The sequence below is a fragment of the Streptomyces sp. NPDC029466 genome, assembly GCF_055574515.1.
On the sequence record NZ_JBVHZH010000034.1, the window covers coordinates 20,874 to 39,275 of the forward strand.

The 18,402-nt window shown below is 71.9% G+C and carries 17 protein-coding genes; 6 read left to right on the top strand and 11 right to left on the bottom strand.

All coding sequences use genetic code 11. The annotated features are described in order from the left end of the window. Positions 1 to 21 precede the first annotated feature (21 nt). Together ACZ4XD_RS24465 and yczR are read right to left on the bottom strand one after the other, a co-directional pair. Positions 22 to 906, bottom strand: a complete 885-nt coding sequence (locus ACZ4XD_RS24465; protein ID WP_468045324.1) for a DUF2268 domain-containing putative Zn-dependent protease — start codon at positions 904 to 906, stop codon at positions 22 to 24. Continuing rightward, positions 887 to 2,491: a MocR-like transcription factor YczR gene (gene yczR / locus ACZ4XD_RS24470; protein WP_468045326.1), complete on the bottom strand. Its 1,605-nt coding sequence runs from the start codon at positions 2,489 to 2,491 to the stop codon at positions 887 to 889. Before yczR ends, ACZ4XD_RS24465 begins: the two co-directional genes overlap by 20 nt. Before the next feature lie 274 nt (positions 2,492 to 2,765). Here yczR and yczE point away from each other — a divergent pair, with 274 nt between their 5' ends. Both yczE and ACZ4XD_RS24480 read left to right on the top strand, forming a co-directional pair. Continuing rightward, complete coding sequence (gene yczE, locus ACZ4XD_RS24475; protein WP_468045458.1) at positions 2,766 to 3,464, top strand: membrane protein YczE; 699 nt, start codon at positions 2,766 to 2,768, stop codon at positions 3,462 to 3,464. An 87-nt stretch (positions 3,465 to 3,551) separates the two neighbouring features. Next, positions 3,552 to 4,052 (top strand): peptidylprolyl isomerase, encoded by a 501-nt coding sequence (locus ACZ4XD_RS24480; RefSeq protein ID WP_468045328.1) that lies wholly within the window; start codon positions 3,552 to 3,554, stop codon positions 4,050 to 4,052. A 67-nt stretch (positions 4,053 to 4,119) separates the two neighbouring features. Here the strand turns inward: ACZ4XD_RS24480 and ACZ4XD_RS24485 are convergent, their stop codons facing one another. Next, positions 4,120 to 4,539, bottom strand: a complete 420-nt coding sequence (locus tag ACZ4XD_RS24485) for a TIGR03668 family PPOX class F420-dependent oxidoreductase (protein WP_468045330.1) — start codon at positions 4,537 to 4,539, stop codon at positions 4,120 to 4,122. A gap of 49 nt (positions 4,540 to 4,588) precedes the next feature. After that, positions 4,589 to 5,413 carry an LLM class F420-dependent oxidoreductase gene (locus ACZ4XD_RS24490; RefSeq protein WP_468045332.1) on the bottom strand — a complete coding sequence of 275 codons (825 nt, stop codon included), beginning with the start codon at positions 5,411 to 5,413 and terminating at the stop codon, positions 4,589 to 4,591. Between the two features lie 269 nt (positions 5,414 to 5,682). On the opposite strand from ACZ4XD_RS24490, the gene ACZ4XD_RS24495 reads away from it, so the two are divergent. Beyond that, positions 5,683 to 6,267, top strand: coding sequence for an AAA family ATPase (locus ACZ4XD_RS24495; RefSeq protein WP_468045334.1), 585 nt, complete (start codon positions 5,683 to 5,685; stop codon positions 6,265 to 6,267). A 90-nt stretch (positions 6,268 to 6,357) separates the two neighbouring features. Here ACZ4XD_RS24495 and ACZ4XD_RS24500 read toward each other — a convergent pair whose 3' ends face one another. The 3 genes from ACZ4XD_RS24500 to ACZ4XD_RS24510 form a co-directional block, all read right to left on the bottom strand. Next, positions 6,358 to 7,395: an AI-2E family transporter gene (locus ACZ4XD_RS24500; protein WP_468045336.1), complete on the bottom strand. Its 1,038-nt coding sequence runs from the start codon at positions 7,393 to 7,395 to the stop codon at positions 6,358 to 6,360. A 693-nt stretch (positions 7,396 to 8,088) separates the two neighbouring features. Next, positions 8,089 to 8,826: a hypothetical protein gene (locus ACZ4XD_RS24505; RefSeq protein ID WP_468045338.1), complete on the bottom strand. Its 738-nt coding sequence runs from the start codon at positions 8,824 to 8,826 to the stop codon at positions 8,089 to 8,091. Positions 8,827 to 9,072: 246 nt separating this feature from the next. Continuing rightward, entirely contained in the window at positions 9,073 to 10,209 is a 1,137-nt protein-coding gene (locus tag ACZ4XD_RS24510; protein WP_468045340.1) for an FAD-dependent oxidoreductase, read from the bottom strand. A 259-nt stretch (positions 10,210 to 10,468) separates the two neighbouring features. Between ACZ4XD_RS24510 and ACZ4XD_RS24515 the strand changes: the two genes are divergently transcribed. From ACZ4XD_RS24515 to ACZ4XD_RS24525, 3 genes are all read left to right on the top strand, one after another. Beyond that, positions 10,469 to 11,002: a hypothetical protein gene (locus tag ACZ4XD_RS24515; protein ID WP_468045342.1), complete on the top strand. Its 534-nt coding sequence runs from the start codon at positions 10,469 to 10,471 to the stop codon at positions 11,000 to 11,002. Positions 11,003 to 11,137: 135 nt separating this feature from the next. Continuing rightward, positions 11,138 to 11,926 carry an alpha/beta fold hydrolase gene (locus tag ACZ4XD_RS24520; RefSeq protein WP_468045344.1) on the top strand — a complete coding sequence of 263 codons (789 nt, stop codon included), beginning with the start codon at positions 11,138 to 11,140 and terminating at the stop codon, positions 11,924 to 11,926. Next, entirely contained in the window at positions 11,923 to 13,215 is a 1,293-nt protein-coding gene (locus ACZ4XD_RS24525; protein WP_468045346.1) for a cytochrome P450, read from the top strand. Before ACZ4XD_RS24520 ends, ACZ4XD_RS24525 begins: the two co-directional genes overlap by 4 nt. Positions 13,216 to 13,303: 88 nt before the next feature. Here the strand turns inward: ACZ4XD_RS24525 and ACZ4XD_RS24530 are convergent, their stop codons facing one another. The 4 genes from ACZ4XD_RS24530 to ACZ4XD_RS24545 are packed head-to-tail and all read right to left on the bottom strand — an operon-like array spanning position 13,304 to position 18,379. Then, positions 13,304 to 14,884, bottom strand: a complete 1,581-nt coding sequence (locus tag ACZ4XD_RS24530; RefSeq protein ID WP_468045460.1) for an ABC transporter ATP-binding protein — start codon at positions 14,882 to 14,884, stop codon at positions 13,304 to 13,306. Further along, positions 14,881 to 15,846, bottom strand: a complete 966-nt coding sequence (locus ACZ4XD_RS24535; protein ID WP_468045348.1) for an ABC transporter permease — start codon at positions 15,844 to 15,846, stop codon at positions 14,881 to 14,883. The genes ACZ4XD_RS24530 and ACZ4XD_RS24535 overlap by 4 nt, the downstream gene beginning before the upstream one ends. Next, positions 15,843 to 16,796: an ABC transporter permease gene (locus ACZ4XD_RS24540; RefSeq protein WP_468045350.1), complete on the bottom strand. Its 954-nt coding sequence runs from the start codon at positions 16,794 to 16,796 to the stop codon at positions 15,843 to 15,845. Before ACZ4XD_RS24540 ends, ACZ4XD_RS24535 begins: the two co-directional genes overlap by 4 nt. Beyond that, positions 16,793 to 18,379 carry an ABC transporter substrate-binding protein gene (locus ACZ4XD_RS24545; protein WP_468045352.1) on the bottom strand — a complete coding sequence of 529 codons (1,587 nt, stop codon included), beginning with the start codon at positions 18,377 to 18,379 and terminating at the stop codon, positions 16,793 to 16,795. Before ACZ4XD_RS24545 ends, ACZ4XD_RS24540 begins: the two co-directional genes overlap by 4 nt. Positions 18,380 to 18,402 lie beyond the last annotated feature (23 nt).

Consider the following 18,402-nt stretch of genomic DNA (forward strand, 5'->3'; position numbering starts at 1 on the left):
CTCATGTCGCCGCCTGGCCCGTTACGCGCTGGTCGCTACACCCGCGTTGGTGAGGATCTCGCGCGCGGGCAGCTCGATGCTCTCGGCGGCGGTCAGGCCGGTCGCTGCCAAGTGGGCGTCCACGATGCGCAGCCCGACCGCGTAACCGGCGAAGTCCGGGAGGCCCACGGGCTGTTGGCCCATGAGCTGTGCGGTGGCGTCGCCCAGTACGTACGCGGTCAGGTGCTGCATCCCGGCGACATCGATGTCGGCGGTGATTCTTTCGTAGGCGCTGTCCAGTCCGGCGCCGGTCAGCGCCCTCGACCACGGGCCCATGGCCTGTTCGCCGGCCAGCTCCCGTACGAATGCCTCGGCCAGCCCCTCGGCGACGACGTGCTCCCCCACCGTGACGGTCGCCGGGTTCCAGACCACATTCGCGTAGCGCACATTGTGGTGGAGCTCGTGCGCGGCGGCGTGGCCGATCTTCTGCAGGGCGGTCTCGGTGGGCCACATCGTCAGGTGGATCGCACCCGGGAAACCGCCCGCACCGAAGTAGCCGGCGCTGCGGACCGTCAGGTGGTGGTCGTCGGGGTTGCCGAGCACCAGGACGACATGCACGGTCTCGGCGTGCTGGATGCCGGGCACCGCGCCGCCGATCCGCTCCCACGCGGCGGTGAGGGACTCCTCGATGCGGTGCCACACCCCCGCGTCCTGCATCTGACGCAGGGCGGGCACATAGCGCGGGTCCTCACGGTCGAGGCGGAAGCCACTGACCTGGTGCATCTGGACCAGATCCACGTCTCCCAGCACGGACAACGCGCTCTGGAGCGGACTGAGCATTTCCCGTAAGGCGTCGGGCCGCTCCTCCGGCGGATGCTGGAGGAGGTCGAGCATGGTGGACGCCGTGTCATGCACAACAATCTTCATGAGTGCGACCGTAGGACCTCCCGTTACGTGAGGTGCAAGCCGCATTGAGGGGCGCCGGGCACGGTGAAAGCGCACCGGCCAGCACGGTCCGTCTCAGGCGACCCAGTGCGGTTGTTGTCGGGTGGCCGGCGGGTAGCGGGAGGCCGTCGGCGAGGGCGGTGGCCATGCGTCGTACGGCTTCGTGCAGAGTGTCCGACGGCACGGTGTACGGGATGCGGAGGCGCTGTTCGAAGAGGCCGGGGTCGGTGGCGAAGTGGGTGCCGCCCTCGATGCGCACGCCGTAGTCCAGCGCCCGCTCGGCCAGCGCGGAGGCGACGGGTTCGCCGAGGTCGGCCCAGAGGGACAGGCCGCCGGGCGGCAGGTGCCAGGTCCACTGCGGGAGGTGTGCGGTGAGCGCCGCGGCCAGGGCGGTGCGCCGGCGACGCAGCTGTTCCAGGCGGGGCGGCAACAGATCGTCTGCCTGTGCCAGCAGGGTGAGGGCCAGCAGTTGGTCCAGGACCGAGCCGCCCATGTCGGTGGCGACCCGCTGGCCGGCGAGTTCGGTGACGAGCCGCGCGGGGGCGCGCAGCCAGCCGATGCGCAGGCCGCCCCAATGGGTCTTGCTCATCGAGCCGATGGTGATGACCTGGCCGGTTCGGTCGGGTGTGGCGTGGGTGGCGAAGGGCGGTGGGGCGGGGACGTCGAGGGCGAGGTCGGCCAGGGTCTCGTCGATGACCAGCCAGGTGCCGGAGCGTTGCGCGGCACGCAGGGTGCGGGCCCGCTCGTCCTCGGGCATGAGGCAGCCGGTCGGGTTGTGGAAGTCCGGTATCAGGTAGGCGAGTTGTGGCACCACCTGACGCAGCGTCGATTCGATGATCTCGATGTCCCAGCCGGTGTCGGTCACCGGGACCGACACGGTGCGCAGCCGGCCGCGGCGCATTGCCTCCAGGGCGTTCGGGTAGGACGGGTTCTCGGTCATGACCCGGTCGCCGGGCCGGCACAGCAGCCCCAGGACGAGGGTGAGTGCGTGCTGAGCGCCGGAGGTCACCAGGATCTGTTCGGGCACGGTGGCCAGTCCCCGCCGGGTGAAGCGTTCGGCGATGGTGGCGCGCAGTTCCGGCAGGCCGTAGGGGTGGTAGCCGGGTGTGTGGACATGCTCGGCCAGTTGCGGGGCGATCCAGGAGAGCGCCTCGGTGAGCGTCTGTTGCGAGAGTCCGGGGGCGGCTCTGGCCAGGTCGATCGCGGTGTCCCGGGGTCCGAGGAGACGGGTGACGCCGTGGGGAGCCCGGCCGTCGGGCAGGGCCGTCCAGGTGCCGGAGCCCTGGCGGCTGTGGGCGTAGCCGCTCTCGCGGAGCAGGTCGTACACGGCGGTGATGGTGGCCCTGCTGGTGTGGAGGGCCGTGGCCAGTTCCCGTTCGGCGGGGAGTTTGACGTGCAGCGCGATACGGCCGTCCAGGATGAGCGCGCTGATCGCCCGAGCCAGGTGGCGGTAGGCGGGCCGCGTCCCCAACGGGTCGGGCAGCATCGCGGCGAGCTGCCGGCTCCCCAGGGTCCGTCGGGTGCGATCCGCCCTGTCCACCGGCCGGAACGGATGCGCTTCCGCCATACCACCCTCCCCGGATTGGCCGTGTTTACCGGACCAATCACTCTACAGACTCGCCGCATTGGCCTTGAGGTACATGCAGCAAGGCACATGCAGCGCAGTGAGCGTGCGTGCAGCGCAGTGAGCGTGCGTGGAGCGCAGTGAGCGTGCGTGGAGCGCACCCGTGGAGGGGACCGGTATGGAGCAGGACCGTACGGAACGTCAGGAGCGTCAACGTCGGCGCCGTGGTGGGGAGCGCCTCGCGAGGGCCGTGCCGGGCACCGGGGCGGCCCGGCTCATGTCCCGTACGCGCCCCGCACCGCCCCCGCTCACCTATGTCCCGTTCGGTGAACGTCCGCTGCGCCGTCTTCCCCAACTGCTCGTCGGCCTCGCTCTGTACGGGTTCAGCCTCTCGGTCCTGGTCAGGGCCTCGTTGGGCGTCAACCCCTGGAGCGTTCTGTACCAGGGGCTGGAGCGCCACACCCCGCTGAGCTTCGGCATGATCAGCGCCGTCCTGGGTGTGCTGGTGCTGTTGTGGTGGATCCCCCTCAAGCAGCGGCCGACGTTCGGCACCGTCGCCAACATCGTCGTTCTGGCGTACGCATCCGACCTCGGTCTCCGGCTCCTGCCCCAGCACCTCGGGCTCCCTGCCCGGGCCGGTCTGCTCGTCGGTGGTGTCGTCCTCAATGGGCTGTCCGTCGCCGTCTACGTCGGCGCGCGCTTCGGCCCCGGGCCCCGGGACGGGCTGATGACCGGTGCGTCCGCCGTGACCGGGCGCTCGATCCGGCTGGTCCGCACGCTCATCGAGATCGTCGTGCTGGTGGTGGGCCGGCTGCTCGGTGGGAGCGTGGGGGTGGGCACCGTGCTGTACGCGCTCGCGGTCGGTCCGGTCACCCAGTTCTTCCTGCCCTGGTTCGCCTACCGGAGCGCTGCCGAGCGCGGCGGCGAGGCGGTGCTGCCCGAGGAGCGGAGTCCGGCTGAGATGATCAAGGTGTGAGGGGGTGGAGCAGGGGGGCGCTTCCCTCCGTGCCCGCAAACCGGGGCTGGGTGACGACCCGAGATCGGCGGATGTGAGGATTACGGCATGAGTAACAACGACGTGTTCTTCGACATCACCATCAACGGCGACCCGGCCGGCCGGATCGTCTTCACGCTCTTCGACGACGTGGTCCCCAAGACCGCGAGGAACTTCCGCGAGCTCGCCACCGGCCAGCACGGCTACGGCTACGAGGGATCCGGCTTCCACCGCGTGATCCCCGACTTCATGCTCCAGGGAGGCGACTTCACCGCCGGCAACGGGACCGGTGGCAAGAGCATCTACGGTGAGAAGTTCGCGGATGAGAACTTCCAGCTCAAGCACACCAAGCCCGGTCAGCTCTCGATGGCCAACGCCGGCCCGAACACCAACGGCTCGCAGTTCTTCATCACCACCATCGTCACCGACTGGCTCGACAACAAGCACGTCGTGTTCGGTGAGGTCACCGAAGGCATGGATGTCGTCCGGAAGATCGAATCGCTCGGTTCGCACAGCGGCGCCACCAAGGCCGATGTCGTCATCGCGAAGTCCGGCGTGATCGGCGCCTGACACCCGCGGGTGTCCGGTGGGTGGGAGCGGGCCTTCGCTCCCGGCCCACCGGACCGGCCCCGAGCGGTCAGGTTGCGTGCCAGCCGGACCAGCGGGCCACCTGGATCTCCACCACGGGGCCGTACGGGGAGCGGTCGGCGTACTGCCGGTACTTGCGCGTCAGCAGATCCACGTAGTGCGCGGACACCGCCGCCCGCTCGGCCGGTGGCAGGACGGCGGCCGTGCCGTCGGCGCGCGCCCACCACAGGCGGTCCCAGTCCTCGTCATAGCCGTCGACGAGGAGACAGACCTCGGGGTGGGCGCGGATGTTGGCCAGCCGCTTGAGGTGAGCCGAGCGCTTCGGTTTGTGGTCCACGGCGAAGACCAGGGTGTCGCCGGTCAGCGCGAAGACCGCGGGAACGAGATGCGGGCGGCCGGTGTCGTCGAGCGTGGCGAGGCGGGCGATCCGGGCCCGGGTGAAGCACTCCCGGGCCCGCTCGCCGGTCATCCTCGGCACTGCGGCCCCCGGCCGTGCGGACGCCGCGGCACCCGGCCGCTCACCGGAAGCGGGCCGCGGTGTCGGAGAACCGGTCCAGATACGAGAGGGTCTCGGGCTCCGGCAACGTCGGAAGGTAGAACAGCAGGCGCTCCACATCGAGCTGGGTGTACTGCTCGATGATCTCCGGCTCGTTCGCCACCGCGTAAACGGTCACCGGTACGTTGCGGCCCGCGATGCTGCGCAGCCGGTCGATCTTCGGCCCCAGTTCCTGGGGCGGCAGGCTGTTGGCGAGCCAGGCGTCCCCCAGGGCGGCCACCCGGTCGAAGGCCGCCTCGCCGCCGCCCACGTAGACCGGCGGGTGCGGCCGCTGAACCGGCTTCGGCCAGGAGTAGACCGGGTCGAAGTCGACGAACTCCCCGTGGAATTCGGCCTTTTCCCGCGTCCACAGCTCGCGCATGGCCCGCAGCCGCTCATCCACGAGACGGCCGCGGGTGCGCGGGTCGGTGCCGTGGTTCGCCATCTCCTCCCGGTTCCAGCCGACACCGACCCCGAAGACGGCCCGCCCGTTGGAGACGAGGTCCAGCGAGGCCACCTCCTTGGCCGTGATGAGCGGGTCCCGCTGGACCACCAGGGCGATGCCGGTACCCAGCAGAATTTGTTCGGTCACCGCGGCGGCCGCGCTGAGCGCGACGAACGGGTCGAGGGTGCGGTAGTAGATCTTCGGCAGCTCGCCGCCGCCCGGGTAGGGCGAGCGGCGGTCCACCGGGATGTGGGTGTGCTCGGCGATGAGCAGGGAGTCGAGTCCTCGCTCCTCGACGGCGCGCCCCAGCGCGGCGGGCGCGATGCCCTGGTCGGTGAGGAAGGTCGACACACCGAACTTCACAGCGGCTCCCTGGGGTTCGGGGTTTGGGAGTATGCGGGGTGGGGGTTTGTTTGCGGGTGGGGAGTATGCGGCGTGGGGATCGTCCGTTCTCTCGTCCGTGCGCCCCGTGAACGCGGGCTCGGGCTGCCCCGGAAGGCCGGCCCCAGGGCCAGGTACCCGGATCGGCCCCAGCCCAACAATCCGTGCGGCCGACCGGGCGACGATCTGTCCGTACTCGGATCGCAGGCCCCCTTCCGACCAGCGCCCAGCAGAAAGGCAGCGCCCGCACCATGACCGCACACACTCCCGGACGAGTGACCCCGCAGGGGCCGTGGAACGACGGCGGCGTCGTAGTGATCACCGGTATTCAGGCAGCCGGCAAGTCCACGGTGGCCCAGGCGCTCGCCGAGCGCTTGCCCCGCTCCGTCCACCTGCGCGGTGACACCTTCCGCCGCAACATCGTCCGGGGCCAGATCCCCATGACGCCCGACGCGGAGGAGCCCGCCGTCGCCCAGCTCGAACTGCGCTACCGGCTGACGGCGCACTGCGCCGACGAGTATGCGCAGGCCGGCTTCACCGTCATCGCGCAGGACATCCTCCTCGGCGAATACCTCGCCGGGATGACCGGATTCATCAAGACCAGGCCGCTCGCGGTCGTCGTGCTGCTCCCCGGTCCGGCGGCGGTCGAAGCGCGCGAGGCGTCCCGCCCCAAGACGGCGTACGGACCGGACTGGAGCGTGCGGGACCTGGACCAGCTGCTGCGGGCCGGCACGCCCCGGGACATCGGACTGTGGCTGGACACCTCGCGGCAGACGGTGGACGAGACCGTCGACGAGATCCTCAGCCGGGCCTGGACCGACGGCGCCGTCGCCTGACGGGCGGTCCGGGAAGACGCATTCGGCGCGCACCTGGAGCAAGGGAAGGCCACCCGGAAGCCATGGCGGGGCGCCCGCGCGGACACGCCTTCAGCCGCCCGGCGCAGCCGGCTCAGCCGGCGCCCGCAGTACGCCGTACACGGACCAGGCCACCGAGACCATCGGTACGGCGACGACCGCGCCGAGTACGCCCGCTGTGACGCTGCCGCAGATGACGGTCAGGGCCACCACCACCGGGTGCAGCCGGACCGCCTTGCTCATCACGAGGGGGTGCAGGACATGGCCTTCGATCTGTCCGATGACCACGATCAGCAGCACGACGACGACGGCCACCAGTGGCCCCTTCGCGGCCAGTGCCACCACGGCGGCGATGGCCAGTGCCACGGGCGAGCCCACCAGCGGGATGAATGCGGCGAAGAATTCCAGCACCGCCAGGGGAAGGGCGAGGGGAATCCCCAGCGCGAAGAGCCCCGCTCCCACGAGAACGGCGTTGATGGCGGCCACCACCACGATGCCGCGGGTGTAGCCGGTGAAGGTGATCCATGCGGCGCACCCGGCGGCATGCACGGGATGACGCCCGCGCTCCGGCAGCTGGCCGCCGAACCATTCCCACATCCGGTCGCCCGAATGCAGAAAGAAAACTGAGCAGAAGAGTGCCAGTACGCCCACGGTCAGGACGGCCACGACCTGGCCGACGCCGCTGAGTGCGGTGCTGATCAGGGTGGCGCGATGGCTGGTCACGAAGCGCGAGAGCCGGGCCTGGAGATCGGAGAGCGTCCCCGGACGCAGATGGACCGGCGGCCCTTCGAGCCAGCGCTCGATGCGCTGCACACCGCCGATGAACTCCCGGCGCAGTCCGTCCCACTCACCGGCGACGGTCGCCCCGATCAGGCTGAGGACGGTGAACAGGAGCAGGATGCCGACCACGAGGCTGAGCGCGACCGCCGCCGAGCGTGGCATCCAGCGGCTCAGCAGGCTGACCGCCGGCTCCAGGAGGGCGGTCAGCACCAGAGCCAGGAAGACGGCCAGCGTCACCAGATGGAAGCGGCCCAGCGCCGCGAAGACCGCGTAGGCGGCTGCCCCCACGATGATCAGTCGCCAGGCGTATCCGGCCACCACCCTCAGCATGGGAGCAACCTCGGCGCCCTCCCCCGGGCCGCGGTCCGGCGTACGTCCCCTCGCCCGGCGCACACTCAGGGCCCGCACCCCGCGGGCGGTACGCCGCGCGGTGCCCCGGGGCCGCCGGGGCCCGTTCCCGTGCGCGTCGGGAGGACGCCGGCGCTCCCCGCCGGATCGGTTCCGCACTGGGCCGTCACCACCTCCCGCCCCTCCCGTGACCAGCGCCGGAAGGGGGACGACTGCCGCGCACGAGCTGGTGCGCACGCTCGGCGCATACCCAGAGGTGGTATCACCGCGGAGCGGTCTTCGAACGTGTGCGGGCGTGCATTCCCCCAATGGAGCAGGGTGCCGGCGCAGGTGCCGGTGGCTCCCCCGCCGCCCTGCCCCGCCGCGCACCCCGCCGTGCCCTGGCCAGGAAATCCGCGACCGGTCGTGGCACGGTGTCGATTCGGGAGGGGGCCGTTCGTATAGAGGGTGAGAGGCCGGCACTCCAGCGCAGCCTTGAGGCGCTTTCCCGGGAGTGACGAGGCCGGGAGTGACGAGGCCGGGGGTGTGCGCACGGCCCCCCGGTGGACCAGGACCGGCGCCCCCACGGTGCGGGGGTGACCCGGCAGCGCTGCTGCTCAGTGGTGGTGGGAGGGCGGAGCGGGCGCGCCGTGGGAGGGGCAGGGGCACCGAGCGAGGCCGGGTGGTGCGGGCCCGTTATGCCCGGGCCGCGGTGAGCGACGGGAGGGGCGTGGGTGGCGTGGGGGTGGCGCTGTCCCGGAGGTTCTGGCATTCGTCCGTCAGATGCGCGAGGGCGGCGGTGAGGGCTTCCTCCGCCTGGTCGTACGGAGGGGTGTCCGGCAGCACGGCCACGGACAGTTGCCGCAGCAGTTCGGTGTGGGCGGCCAGGGCCTGGCGGGTGCGGGTGTCGGTGTGGTCGGTGAGCAGCAGCAGGGCGGCGGTGTTGGCGGCGCGCAGTCGGGGCTGGTGGATACGGCGGTGGGGGCGGGGAAGGGCGCGCCAGGCCGTGTTGGCGACGGTGACCAGGCGCCAGATCTCGTTGTCGGCGGGGTCGGTGTCGTAGAACCGCAGGCCGTAGCGGCTCACCAGCCAATAGGAGGTGGCCAGGACGAACGCGGTGGCGGCGTCGAAGGCCAGCCAGGTTCCGAGCAGATGGGGCTCCCCGCAGACGGCTCGTACCGCCAGGGCCGCCCCCGCTCCCCCGGCGCCGAACAGCAGGGCCGCGGTGAGCAGCAGCAGGAGCGCGGCCGGGAGGGCGCCGATGCCGTTGGCGCTGTCCAGGCGCGCCATGCCCTTCCAATGAGGCGCGAGATAGCGGGCGTAGCGGGCCCACCTGGGGGCGGGCTCGATCAGGGCGATACGTCCGGCCCAGCTGACGCTCTGCGGTCTCTTGGTGCTGTTGATGCCCGAGGTCGGGCTGTTGCAGGGAATCACGTGAGCGACAACGAGCCGTGACGGAAAACGCGACAGGCGAACCGGAGGTTTAAGGCGCAGATTCCTCCCTCCGGCCGGGCGCGCGCCGCTGCGGCCTGAATGCGCCGGTGGCATACCCGGTCGATCATCCGATACATATACGCGGCGGGCGCGCCCCCGGCCGGCGCCCCGGGCGGGGCGGTTCCGAGCCTTGGCCTGTTCATCGATGCCCGAGGCCCGCACGACGGCGAACGCTCGGCGCATGCCCTATTCGGCCTGCGCATGTCCGGTGAACGCGGCGATCAGGCCATGGGCTGTGTTGTGGTCGGAGTCGAGCTCGTGGGCCTCGGCGCCTTCGAAGGTGGCGGCCTCGGCGCTGCGAGTGAACATGGCCTCCTCGTACTCGGTGAGCGCGGCATCGAGGTCGTCGGGGTGCGCGGCGAGGGTCTTGCCGAGTTCGGCGCCGTCGAGCATGGCCAGGTTGGCGCCTTCGCCGTTCGGGGCCGCGAGGTGCGCGGCATCGCCGACCAGCGTCACCCCCGGCACCCGGTCCCACCGGTGCCCGGTCGGCAGCGCGTAGAGGGGGCGCAGGACCGGCGCGATGTCGCCGTCGGTGATCAGCGCGGTGAGCTCCGGCGCCCAGCCGGCGAACTCCTCCGCGATCCGCGCGGTGGCCGCGGCGGCATCGGTGAAATCGATGGCGTCGAACCAGTCCCGGGGCTCGGACAGCCACACGTAGCCGTGCAGGGTGTCGCCCTTTTCCCGGTGCGCGAAGATCTCCCTGCCCGGCGTGGGCGCGATCATCGATCCGCCGCCGACCGCTTTCGCGGCGGCGGGGTGCCGGGTGTCGGCGTCGAACAGGTAGGTCTCGACGATCGACTTGCCGACGTACTCGGGGGTGGCGGTGGAGAGCAGCGGCCGGACCCGTGACCACGCGCCGTCGGCGCCGACCAGCAGGCTCGTGACGACGGTGCCACCGCCGGCGAACGTCACCTCGTGGCGGCCCTCGCCGAGGGCGCGGGCGCCGCTGACCTTGTGGCCCCACCGGACGGTGTCGGCAGGCAGCGCGTCGAGCAGCACCTGTCGCAGCTCGCCGCGCTGCACCTCGGGGCGTCCACCCGTGCCGTCATCGGCCTGGTCGAACAGGACCGTCCCGTCCGGGTCGAGGACCCGCATCGCCTGGCGGCCCTCCAGGATGATGTCACGGAACTCTTCCATCAAGTCGGCTTCCTCAAGGGCGAGTTGACCGTTGTAGTCGTGGATGTCGAGCATCCCGCCCTGGGAACGCGCGACCGGGGAGGGCTCCGCCTCGTAGACCGTGGCCGGTATTCCGTGGACATGCAGGACGCGGGCGAGGGTCAGTCCTCCGAGCCCGGCGCCGATGATCGTGACGTCAGTGGTCATGGGGCTTCCTTCCTGAGTGTGGACCGCTGGGCGGAGACCCGGCAGGTCACGCCGGGAGTGCCGTTCCCGTCCGTCGGGACGATGCGGTGCTGGTGGCCGGCGCCGTAGCCGGCCGGCGCCCACGAGCTCCAATGTCCCGGCCGCCACCGACAGCCCACCGACAGGTCACCGTCCACTGCCGACAACCGGCCGACACCGGCCCCGTTGGCAGCTGCGGTACGGGACGTGCCAAGGGATCGGCTTCGGTACGGTTCCGGGCATGCCTGCTCCCCGTGATAGCTACGACTCGACCCGCCACCCCGATCTCCTGGCGTGGCTGACCGAACGGCGGACCGGCTTCGAAGGCTGGGCCCACGAAGCCGGAGGCATCACCCCGTTCGACTTCTCCAATGCCTCCCTGGAGGCACTGGAAGACCTGGTGAAGGAGGCGTACACCGAGACGGAGGAGATCACTCAGCAGCGGCGCACCCTCTTCGTCCAAGGCGCCGTGTGGTACCTCGGCGAAGTCTTGTGCCGCCGCAAGGGGTGGATATGGAAGTTCGAGCCGGACTTCGACACGGGCGAAGTACCGCCGTTCTACGGCGAGACAGAAGCGCCGGGACTTCTGGACACCCCCTGCGTGGGCGCACCCGAGGCCGGTCCCGGTGAGCACTGGTACCCGCTGAACTCGCTGCGCCGTCTGCTCGCCGAGGACGACGAGATGGGCAATCCGATCGATGAACGGCTCGTCGGGATGGTCGAAGGCTGGTACGACGACGAAGACGACGAGGATGAGGAGGACTACGGGGGCTGATGCACCCAACGAACCTGCTCCCCGGCCCACCGGCCCCGTGGCGCTCTTGCAGGGCAGGGTGGTTCCGGCCACTGTGGTCGCACAAGGTCAGTGGGCCTGCGCCGTCGGCAGGTTCGTCACACGGTTGGAGTGAGCGTGGCTTCCTTCGTACTGCCCCATGCCTTGCACGGCACCGGATCGCACAAGGTCATCGCCGTGCACGGGTGGTTCGCGGACCGGTCCGCCTTCGATCCGGTCCGGCCGGATCTGGACCAGGACGCCTTCCAGTACGCGCTGGTCGATCTCCGTGGCTACGGCGAGGCGAAGGACGCGGCCGGCGCGTACACCACCGGGGAGGGGGCGGCCGATGTGCTGGCGCTCGCCAACCGGCTGGGCTGGGACCGTTTTTCGGTGATCGGCCATTCGATGGGCGCGAGCGTCGTGCAGCGGGTGCTGGCCGCGGCGCCGCGCCGGGTGCGCCGGATGGTCGGCATCTCGCCGGTCCCCGCCTCCGGTCTGCCGCTGCCGCCGGAGCAGTGGGAGCTGTTCTCCTCCGCTGCCCACACCCCGGGGAACCGGCGGGCCATCCTCGACCTCACCACGGGCGGACGGCGGCCCGCCGCCTGGCTGGACCGGATGGTGCGGCGGTCACTGGAGTGCAGCGACCCGAAGGCGTTCCGTTCCTGGCTGGATTCCTGGTCCGGGGAGAGTTTCGCCGCGGAGGTCGAGGGGTCGGCGGTGCCCGCGCTGGCGGTGACCGGCACGCTGGATCCGGCGCTCAACGCGGAGCTGGCCCGGCAGACCTGGCTGCGGTGGTACACCCGCAGTGAGCTGGTCGAGCTGCCCTCGGCCGGGCACTACGCCATGGACGAGACCCCGCTCGAACTGATCCGGGCCGTGGAGGACTTCCTGCGCGCCGACGATGACGGAGCGGCGGCGGGATGACCGTGTCCGCAGCCGATGCCGCGGACCGCGAGGTGCCGGACGTCTTCGATCCGCGCGGCTACGCCGACGGCCTGCCGCACGCGGCGTACCGGTTCTTGCGCGACCGGTGTCCGGTGGCCTGGCAGGAGGAGCCCGAGGTGCTCGGCTGGCCGGCCGGGCCGGGATTCTGGGCGGTCACCCGCCACCAGGACGTCGTACGGGTCCTGAAGGACGCCCGCACCTTCTCCTCACACCTGGGCGCCACCCAGATCCGCGATCCCGACCCTGCCGACCTGCCGTTCATCCGCCGCATGATGCTCAATCAGGACCCCCCGGACCACGGGCGGCTGCGCCGTTCGGTCAGCCGGGCCTTCACCCCCCGCCAGGTCGACCGCTTCGGCACCGTCCTGCGCGAGCGGGCCCGTGCGCTGCTTTCGGAAGCGGTCGCCACGGCGCGCGCCGGGGACGGGGTGGTCGACCTCGTCACCGCGGTCACCGACGACTTCGCGCTGCTCAACCTGGCGGATCTGCTCGGGGTGCCGGCCGCCGAGCGCGGGCTGCTCCTGGACTGGACCCGCCGCGTCATCGGCTACCAGGACCCGGACGAGGCCGGCCCGACCACCGCAGGCCCGGACGGGCGGCCCGCCAACCCGCGCTCCCCGGCACTGCTCCAGGACATGTTCGGCTTCGCGCGGGACCTGGCCGCCCACAAGCGCCGGTGTCCGGGCGACGATGTGATGACGGTGCTCGCCTGTGACCCGGAACTGGCCACGCCCGAACTGGAGATGTTCTTCTTCCTGCTGACCATCGCGGGCAATGACACCGTGCGCGGCGCGGCCCCCGGCGGACTGCTGGCACTGGCCCGGCATCCGGACGCCTACCGCCGGCTGCGCGCGGGCGCCGTGGGGACGGCTACGGCCGTGGAGGAGCTGCTGCGCTGGCATCCCCCGGTGCTCAGCTTCCGCCGTACCGCGGCCCACGACACCGAACTGGCCGGCCGCCCGCTGCGCGCCGGCGACAAGGTGGTGGTCTTCCACGGTTCGGCGAATTACGACGAGCGGGTCTTCCCCGAACCGCACCGCCTGGACCTGGCCCGGTCCGTCAATCCCCATGTCTCCTTCGGCGACGGTCCGCATGTCTGCCTGGGCGCCCACCTCGCCCGGCTGCAACTGCGGGTGCTGTACGAGGAGACCTGCCGTCTGCTGCCCGCCCTGGCGGTCGGCGGTGCGCCGCGGCGGCTGGTATCGAACTTCATCCACGGTCTGAAGTCGCTGCCGATGCGGCTGGTGGGCGTTCCCGGCGGGGAGTAGGCCGCCGCGGGCCGGGAGGGGAGCCGGTGGTGCGGCTCCCCTCGGCTCGGCGGCTCCCCGGGCGTTTCATGGCTCGCTCCGTCAGCTCTCATACGGACACGGCCGTGACGTCCGGTGCCGGTTGCAGCAGGGCGGCCGTGAGGGGGTGTTGGGGGGCGGTGAGCAGCTGGCCGGCCGGGCCCTGTTCGACGAGGTGGCCGTCGTCGAACACGGCGATACGGGTGGCCAGGGTCGCGGTGTCGCGGTCATGGGTGATCAGGACCAGGGACAGGTCCGGGTGGGTCCGTACAAGCCCGGCGAGGAGCGTAAGGAGGCTGCGGCGGGTGACGGCGTCCTGCCCGGAGGTGATCTCATCGCAGATCAGGACCCGGGGACGGGCCAGCAGGGCGCGGGCCAGGGCGGCGCGCTGGAGTTCACCGCCGGAGAGCTCCGTGGGCCGGCGGCGGATGAGGTCACCGGCCAGCCCGAGGGTCCTCAAGGTGCGCTCGGCCTCGGCCAGGGCTTCGGTCCGCGGGACCGCGCGCAGCCGGACGGCGCTGCGCGCCACCTGGTCGAGGACCGGGCGGTGTGCGTCGAAGGCGGCGCGGGCGTCCTGGAAGACGTACTGGACCGCGGCCAGTTGCTCGCGGGTACGGTCCCGGAGGCTGCGGGGCAGCGCGACACCGTCCAACAGGACCTCGCCGTCGTAGCTCCGGTGCAGACCGGCGAGACAGCGGCCGAGGGTGGTCTTGCCGCTGCCGGAGCGGCCCATGACGGCCGAACAGCCGGGCGGGAGCAGCAGTTCGGGGGTGCGCAGGACGGTCGTCCTGCCGTGGCGGGCGATGAGGCCGCGCATTCGGAGCACTGTTTCCGCAGCGGCCGGGCGGGAGGCGGTGTCGTCGGCCGGTGTCCCCGCGTTCGTGCTCTCGGCGAGCGGGCTCTCCGACGGCTCGGTAGCGGCAGCGGGGGTCAGGAGAGCCCGGGTCCAGGAGTGCTGAGGGCGGCTCCAGAGCTGTTCCGGGGTGCCGGCTTCGACGATGCGGCCGGCGCGCAGGACATGGACGTGGTCGGCCAGGGCCCGGACGACCTCCAGGTCATGGCTCAGGAGCAGTACCGCGATGCCCTCCCGGGCCACCGCGGCCAGCTGCTCGGCGATCTGCTGCTTCGTCACCGCGTCCTGGCCGGTGGTCGGTTCGTCCGCGACGAGGATGCCGGCGCCGGTCAGCAGGGCCTGCGCCAGGACGACGCGCTGTTGTTGGCCGCCGGAGAGCTGGTGGGGGTAGCGGTGCAGCAGGGTTTCGCCGTCGTGGAGCCGGGCCTGGGCGAGCGCGCGCAGGATGCGGTGCCGGATCGCGGTCCGGCGGTCGCGGCGGGACAGCGTGCGTACCTGGGTGCGTGCGATGTCCTGGAGGAGGGCGGCGACCGGCCGGGCGGGGTTGAGGACGGTGGCGGGGTGCTGCGGTACGTAGCCGACGAGGCCGTCGGGGACGCGGACCTCGCCGGTCACCCTGGCGCCGGGCGGATACTCGTGGAGCAGGGCGAGTCCGGTGGTGGTCTTGCCGCTGCCGGAGGCGCCGATCAGCGCGGTGATGCGGCCGGGTGGCACCCGCAGACTCACTCCGTCGACGAGCGCCCGGCCGTCGATTTCGACGCGCAGGTCCCGGACCTCGGCGCCCTCGGCCTCGTTCAGATGCACGGGTTGCTCTTCTCGTCTCGTCCGGGCGCGCGGGGCGGGCCGTCGGTGGGCGGCGGTGCGGGGGTACGGACCGGCCTCGGTGCTCGGTCCTGTGCGGGCCCTTGGCCGCGACGGTCCGGTGCGAGCCTCCGGCCGCGACGTTCCCGCCCCGGCCCGCGGTCGCCCCGGGTGAGGGCGGCGTCGAAGAGCAGGTTGGTGCCCATCGTCAGCGCCATGATCAGCACGGCGGGGAGCACGACGGCCCAGGGCTGGATGAACATGCCCGTCCGGTTGCGGTCGACCATCACCGCCCAGTCGGCGGCGTCCGGTTCGGCGCCGACGCCGAGGAAGGCGGCCGTGGCGACCAGGTACAGCACGCCGGTCAGCCGGACCCCGGCGTCGGCGGCGAGGGTGCGCAGGGCCGACCGGCCGACGTAACCGATGGCCGTCCGCCACCAGGTCTCGCCCTGCATCCGCAGTGCCTCGACCGCGGGCCGGGCGGCCGCTTCGGCGGTGGCGGCCCGGATCGCTCGGACGGCGTCGGGGATGTTGACCAGTGCCACCAGCAGCGCCAGGCCGCCGGCACCGGGCGTCAGGACCGCCGCCACCAGCAGCAGGAACAGCAGCGACGGCACCGCGAGCAGCACGTCCAGCGGCCGCATCAGCAGCTCTTCCAGCCAACCGCGGTGGGTCAGCGCCGCGAGGAGGCCCAGCGGGATCGCCACCACGTAGGCCAGCACCGTGGCGGCGAGGGCCGTCAGGACCACGGGGCGGCCGCCGAGCAGTACCTGCCGCCAGACGTCCCGGCCGACGAAGTCGGTGCCGGCCCAGTGCCCGCCGCCGAGGGTGAAGGAGGCGGCCCGTGGTCCGGGCTCCCCGGCGAACAGCGGCCCGAGCAGGGCGAGGAGCAGCGGGACGGTGATGATCAGCAGGGCGAGGGTGAAGCGACGCGGGCCGGGGGCCGTACGGGGGCTCATGCCGCCACCTCCGATCGGGGCACCAGACGGTAAGTAGCCAGGTCGGCACCGAGGTTGAGGACGACGGCAGCGCAGCCGAAGACGACCGCCAGACCCTGGATGACGGGGACATCGCGTTCCGCGACGGCGTTCATCAGGACCGTTCCGAGTCCGGGGATCACGAACAGGGCCTCCACGACGATGACACCGCACAGCAGCCAGTCGATCGTGCGGGCGAGCTGCTGGGCGGCGGGCGCAAGGGCGTTGGGGAGGGCGTGCGCATAGCGGAGGCGCGCGCCGGGGATGCCGTAGCGGCGGGCCTGTGCGACGTACGGCGAGGCCAGCGCCTCGATCATGCCGGCGCGGACCAGTCGCGCCAGCGAGCACACCGGCCGGGACAGCAGCACCGCTACGGGCAGCACCAGCGCCGCGGGGTGGGCGAGCAGATCGTCGCCGTAGCCGACGGCGGTCGGCGGCAGCCAGCCCAGGCGCAGTGCGAAGAGCGTCACCAGCAGCACCCCGAAGGCAAACTCCGGTACCGCGTACACCCCCAGGGTCACCGAACTGATGAGGCGGTCCAGGAGCCGTCCTTCGTGGCGGGCGGCCAGCACGCCGAGGCCGCCCGCCAGCGGCACCAGCAGGAGCAGGGTGAGCGTGGCGAGCAGCAGGGTCGGTCCGAAGCCGTCGGCGAGGTAGGAGCTGACCGGCCGGCCGGAGGCCAGCGAGGTGCCGAGGTCGCCGTGCAGCAGCCCGGCCGCCCAGGCCGCGAGGCGTTCATGGGCGGGCCGGTCGAGGTGCATGGTCTCCCGGATGGCCGCGATCCGCCCGGGGTCGGGCTGGTCCCCGGCGAGCGCCACCGCGGCGTCGCCGGGCAGCGCCTCGGTGAGGGCGAAGACGAGCAGCACGACGGCGACGGTCTGTCCGGCGCCGAGCAGCAGCCGCCGGACCAGCCATGACCGCAGACCGGTCACGCGAGCCACACCTTGTCGAAGCGGGCCCAGTCGAGCGTGTTGGCGGGGGCCTTGTGTGCCACGCCGCGGACCGTGCGGGCGGTGCCCAGGATCCAGTCGGCGAAGCCCCAGACCAGGAAGCCGCCCTCGGCGTGCAGCCGGCGCTGCATGCGTGCGTACACGGCGGCCCGGTCCTCCTTGTTCTTGGTGGACTGGGCCTGCTGGTAGAGCGCGTCGAAGTCCTTGTGGTGCCACTTGGTGGCGTTGGTGGTGGAGCCGGACAGCAGGCGCTGGGAGAAGTGCGATTCGATGGGCATCGCGCCGGAGCGGTAGCAGCACAGCGTGCCGGAGTCGAGGGTGTCCTGCCAGTAGCTGTCCTTGCTGCCCATCGCCACCTTCACCCGCACTCCGGCCTTGGCGGCCTGGTCGCGGAAGATGGCGGCGGACTCGGTGAACCCGGCGGCGACGGCCGAGGTGTCGAGGGTGACCCGCAGCCCGTCGGCGCCGGCCTTCTTCAGCAGATGGCGGGCCCGGTCCAGGTCCTGCTCGCGCTGCGGCAGACCGTCGGCGTAATACTCGTACCCCTTGCCGAACAGGTCATTGCCGATCTCGCCGGCGCCGGAGAGCGCGCCGTCGACCAGTTCCTTGCGGTCGGCGAGGAGGAAGAACGCCTCGCGCACCCGCTTGTCGTCGAACGGCGCCCGGTCGGTCTTCATCGCGAACGCCTGCATGGCGCTGTTGCGCAGCCGGATGATCTCGATCTGCCCCTTGCCCTCGTGGGCGCGGGCGGTCGTCGGCGACAGCTCGTGGGCGTACTCGACCTGGCCGCCCAGCAGGGAGTTGACGCGTGCGGACTCCTCGTTGGCGACCAGGAATTCCAGCTGCTCCAGGTAGGGCGCGCCGTCCCAGTAGTCGTCGTTGCGCCGGAAGACGGCGGAGCGTCCGGGTGTGAAGGAGACGAAACGGAAGGGGCCGCTGCCGACCGGCTTCGTGTCGAAGTCCGTGGCGCCGTCGGGGACGATATAGGCGCCGAACGCGGCCAGGATGTTGGGGAATTCGGCGGTCGGGCGCTTCAGTGCGAACTCGACGGTGCGCTCGTCGGCGGCCCGGCTCGCCTTGAGGTCGAGGGGCTCCAGGGATGCCTTGGCCCGGAATGCCTTCTTGGGGTCGGCGATGCGGCGGAAGCTGTAGAGGACATCGCGGGCGGTGACCGGCTTGCCGTTGTGGAAGGTCGCCTTGCGCAGCTTCACCGTCCAGCGGTCCAGGGCGGCGTTGGGCTCCCAGGAGGCGGCCAGCCTCGGCTCGGCGGCGAGGTCGGCGCCGAAGTCGGCGAGCTTGTCGAAGAGTGCCTTGGCGCGGGCGGCGTCGGCGAAGAGGTTGGCCAGATGCGGGTCGAGGGTCTCGCTCGCCCCGCCGCCCGCGAAGGCGGCACGCAGCTTCCCGCCGCGCCGGGGCTTTCCGCCGCCCTCAGCGGCGCCCCCGGTGGGCCCCGTGCATCCGGTGAGGGCGAGCGCGCCGAGTCCGGCCACCCCGCCGGCCGCGGCGAGGAAGCCGCGGCGGCGCAGGCCGGGGAAGCGGGGGTCGGGGACGGGACCTTCGTACATGGCGGTTTCCTTGCTGTGCGCGG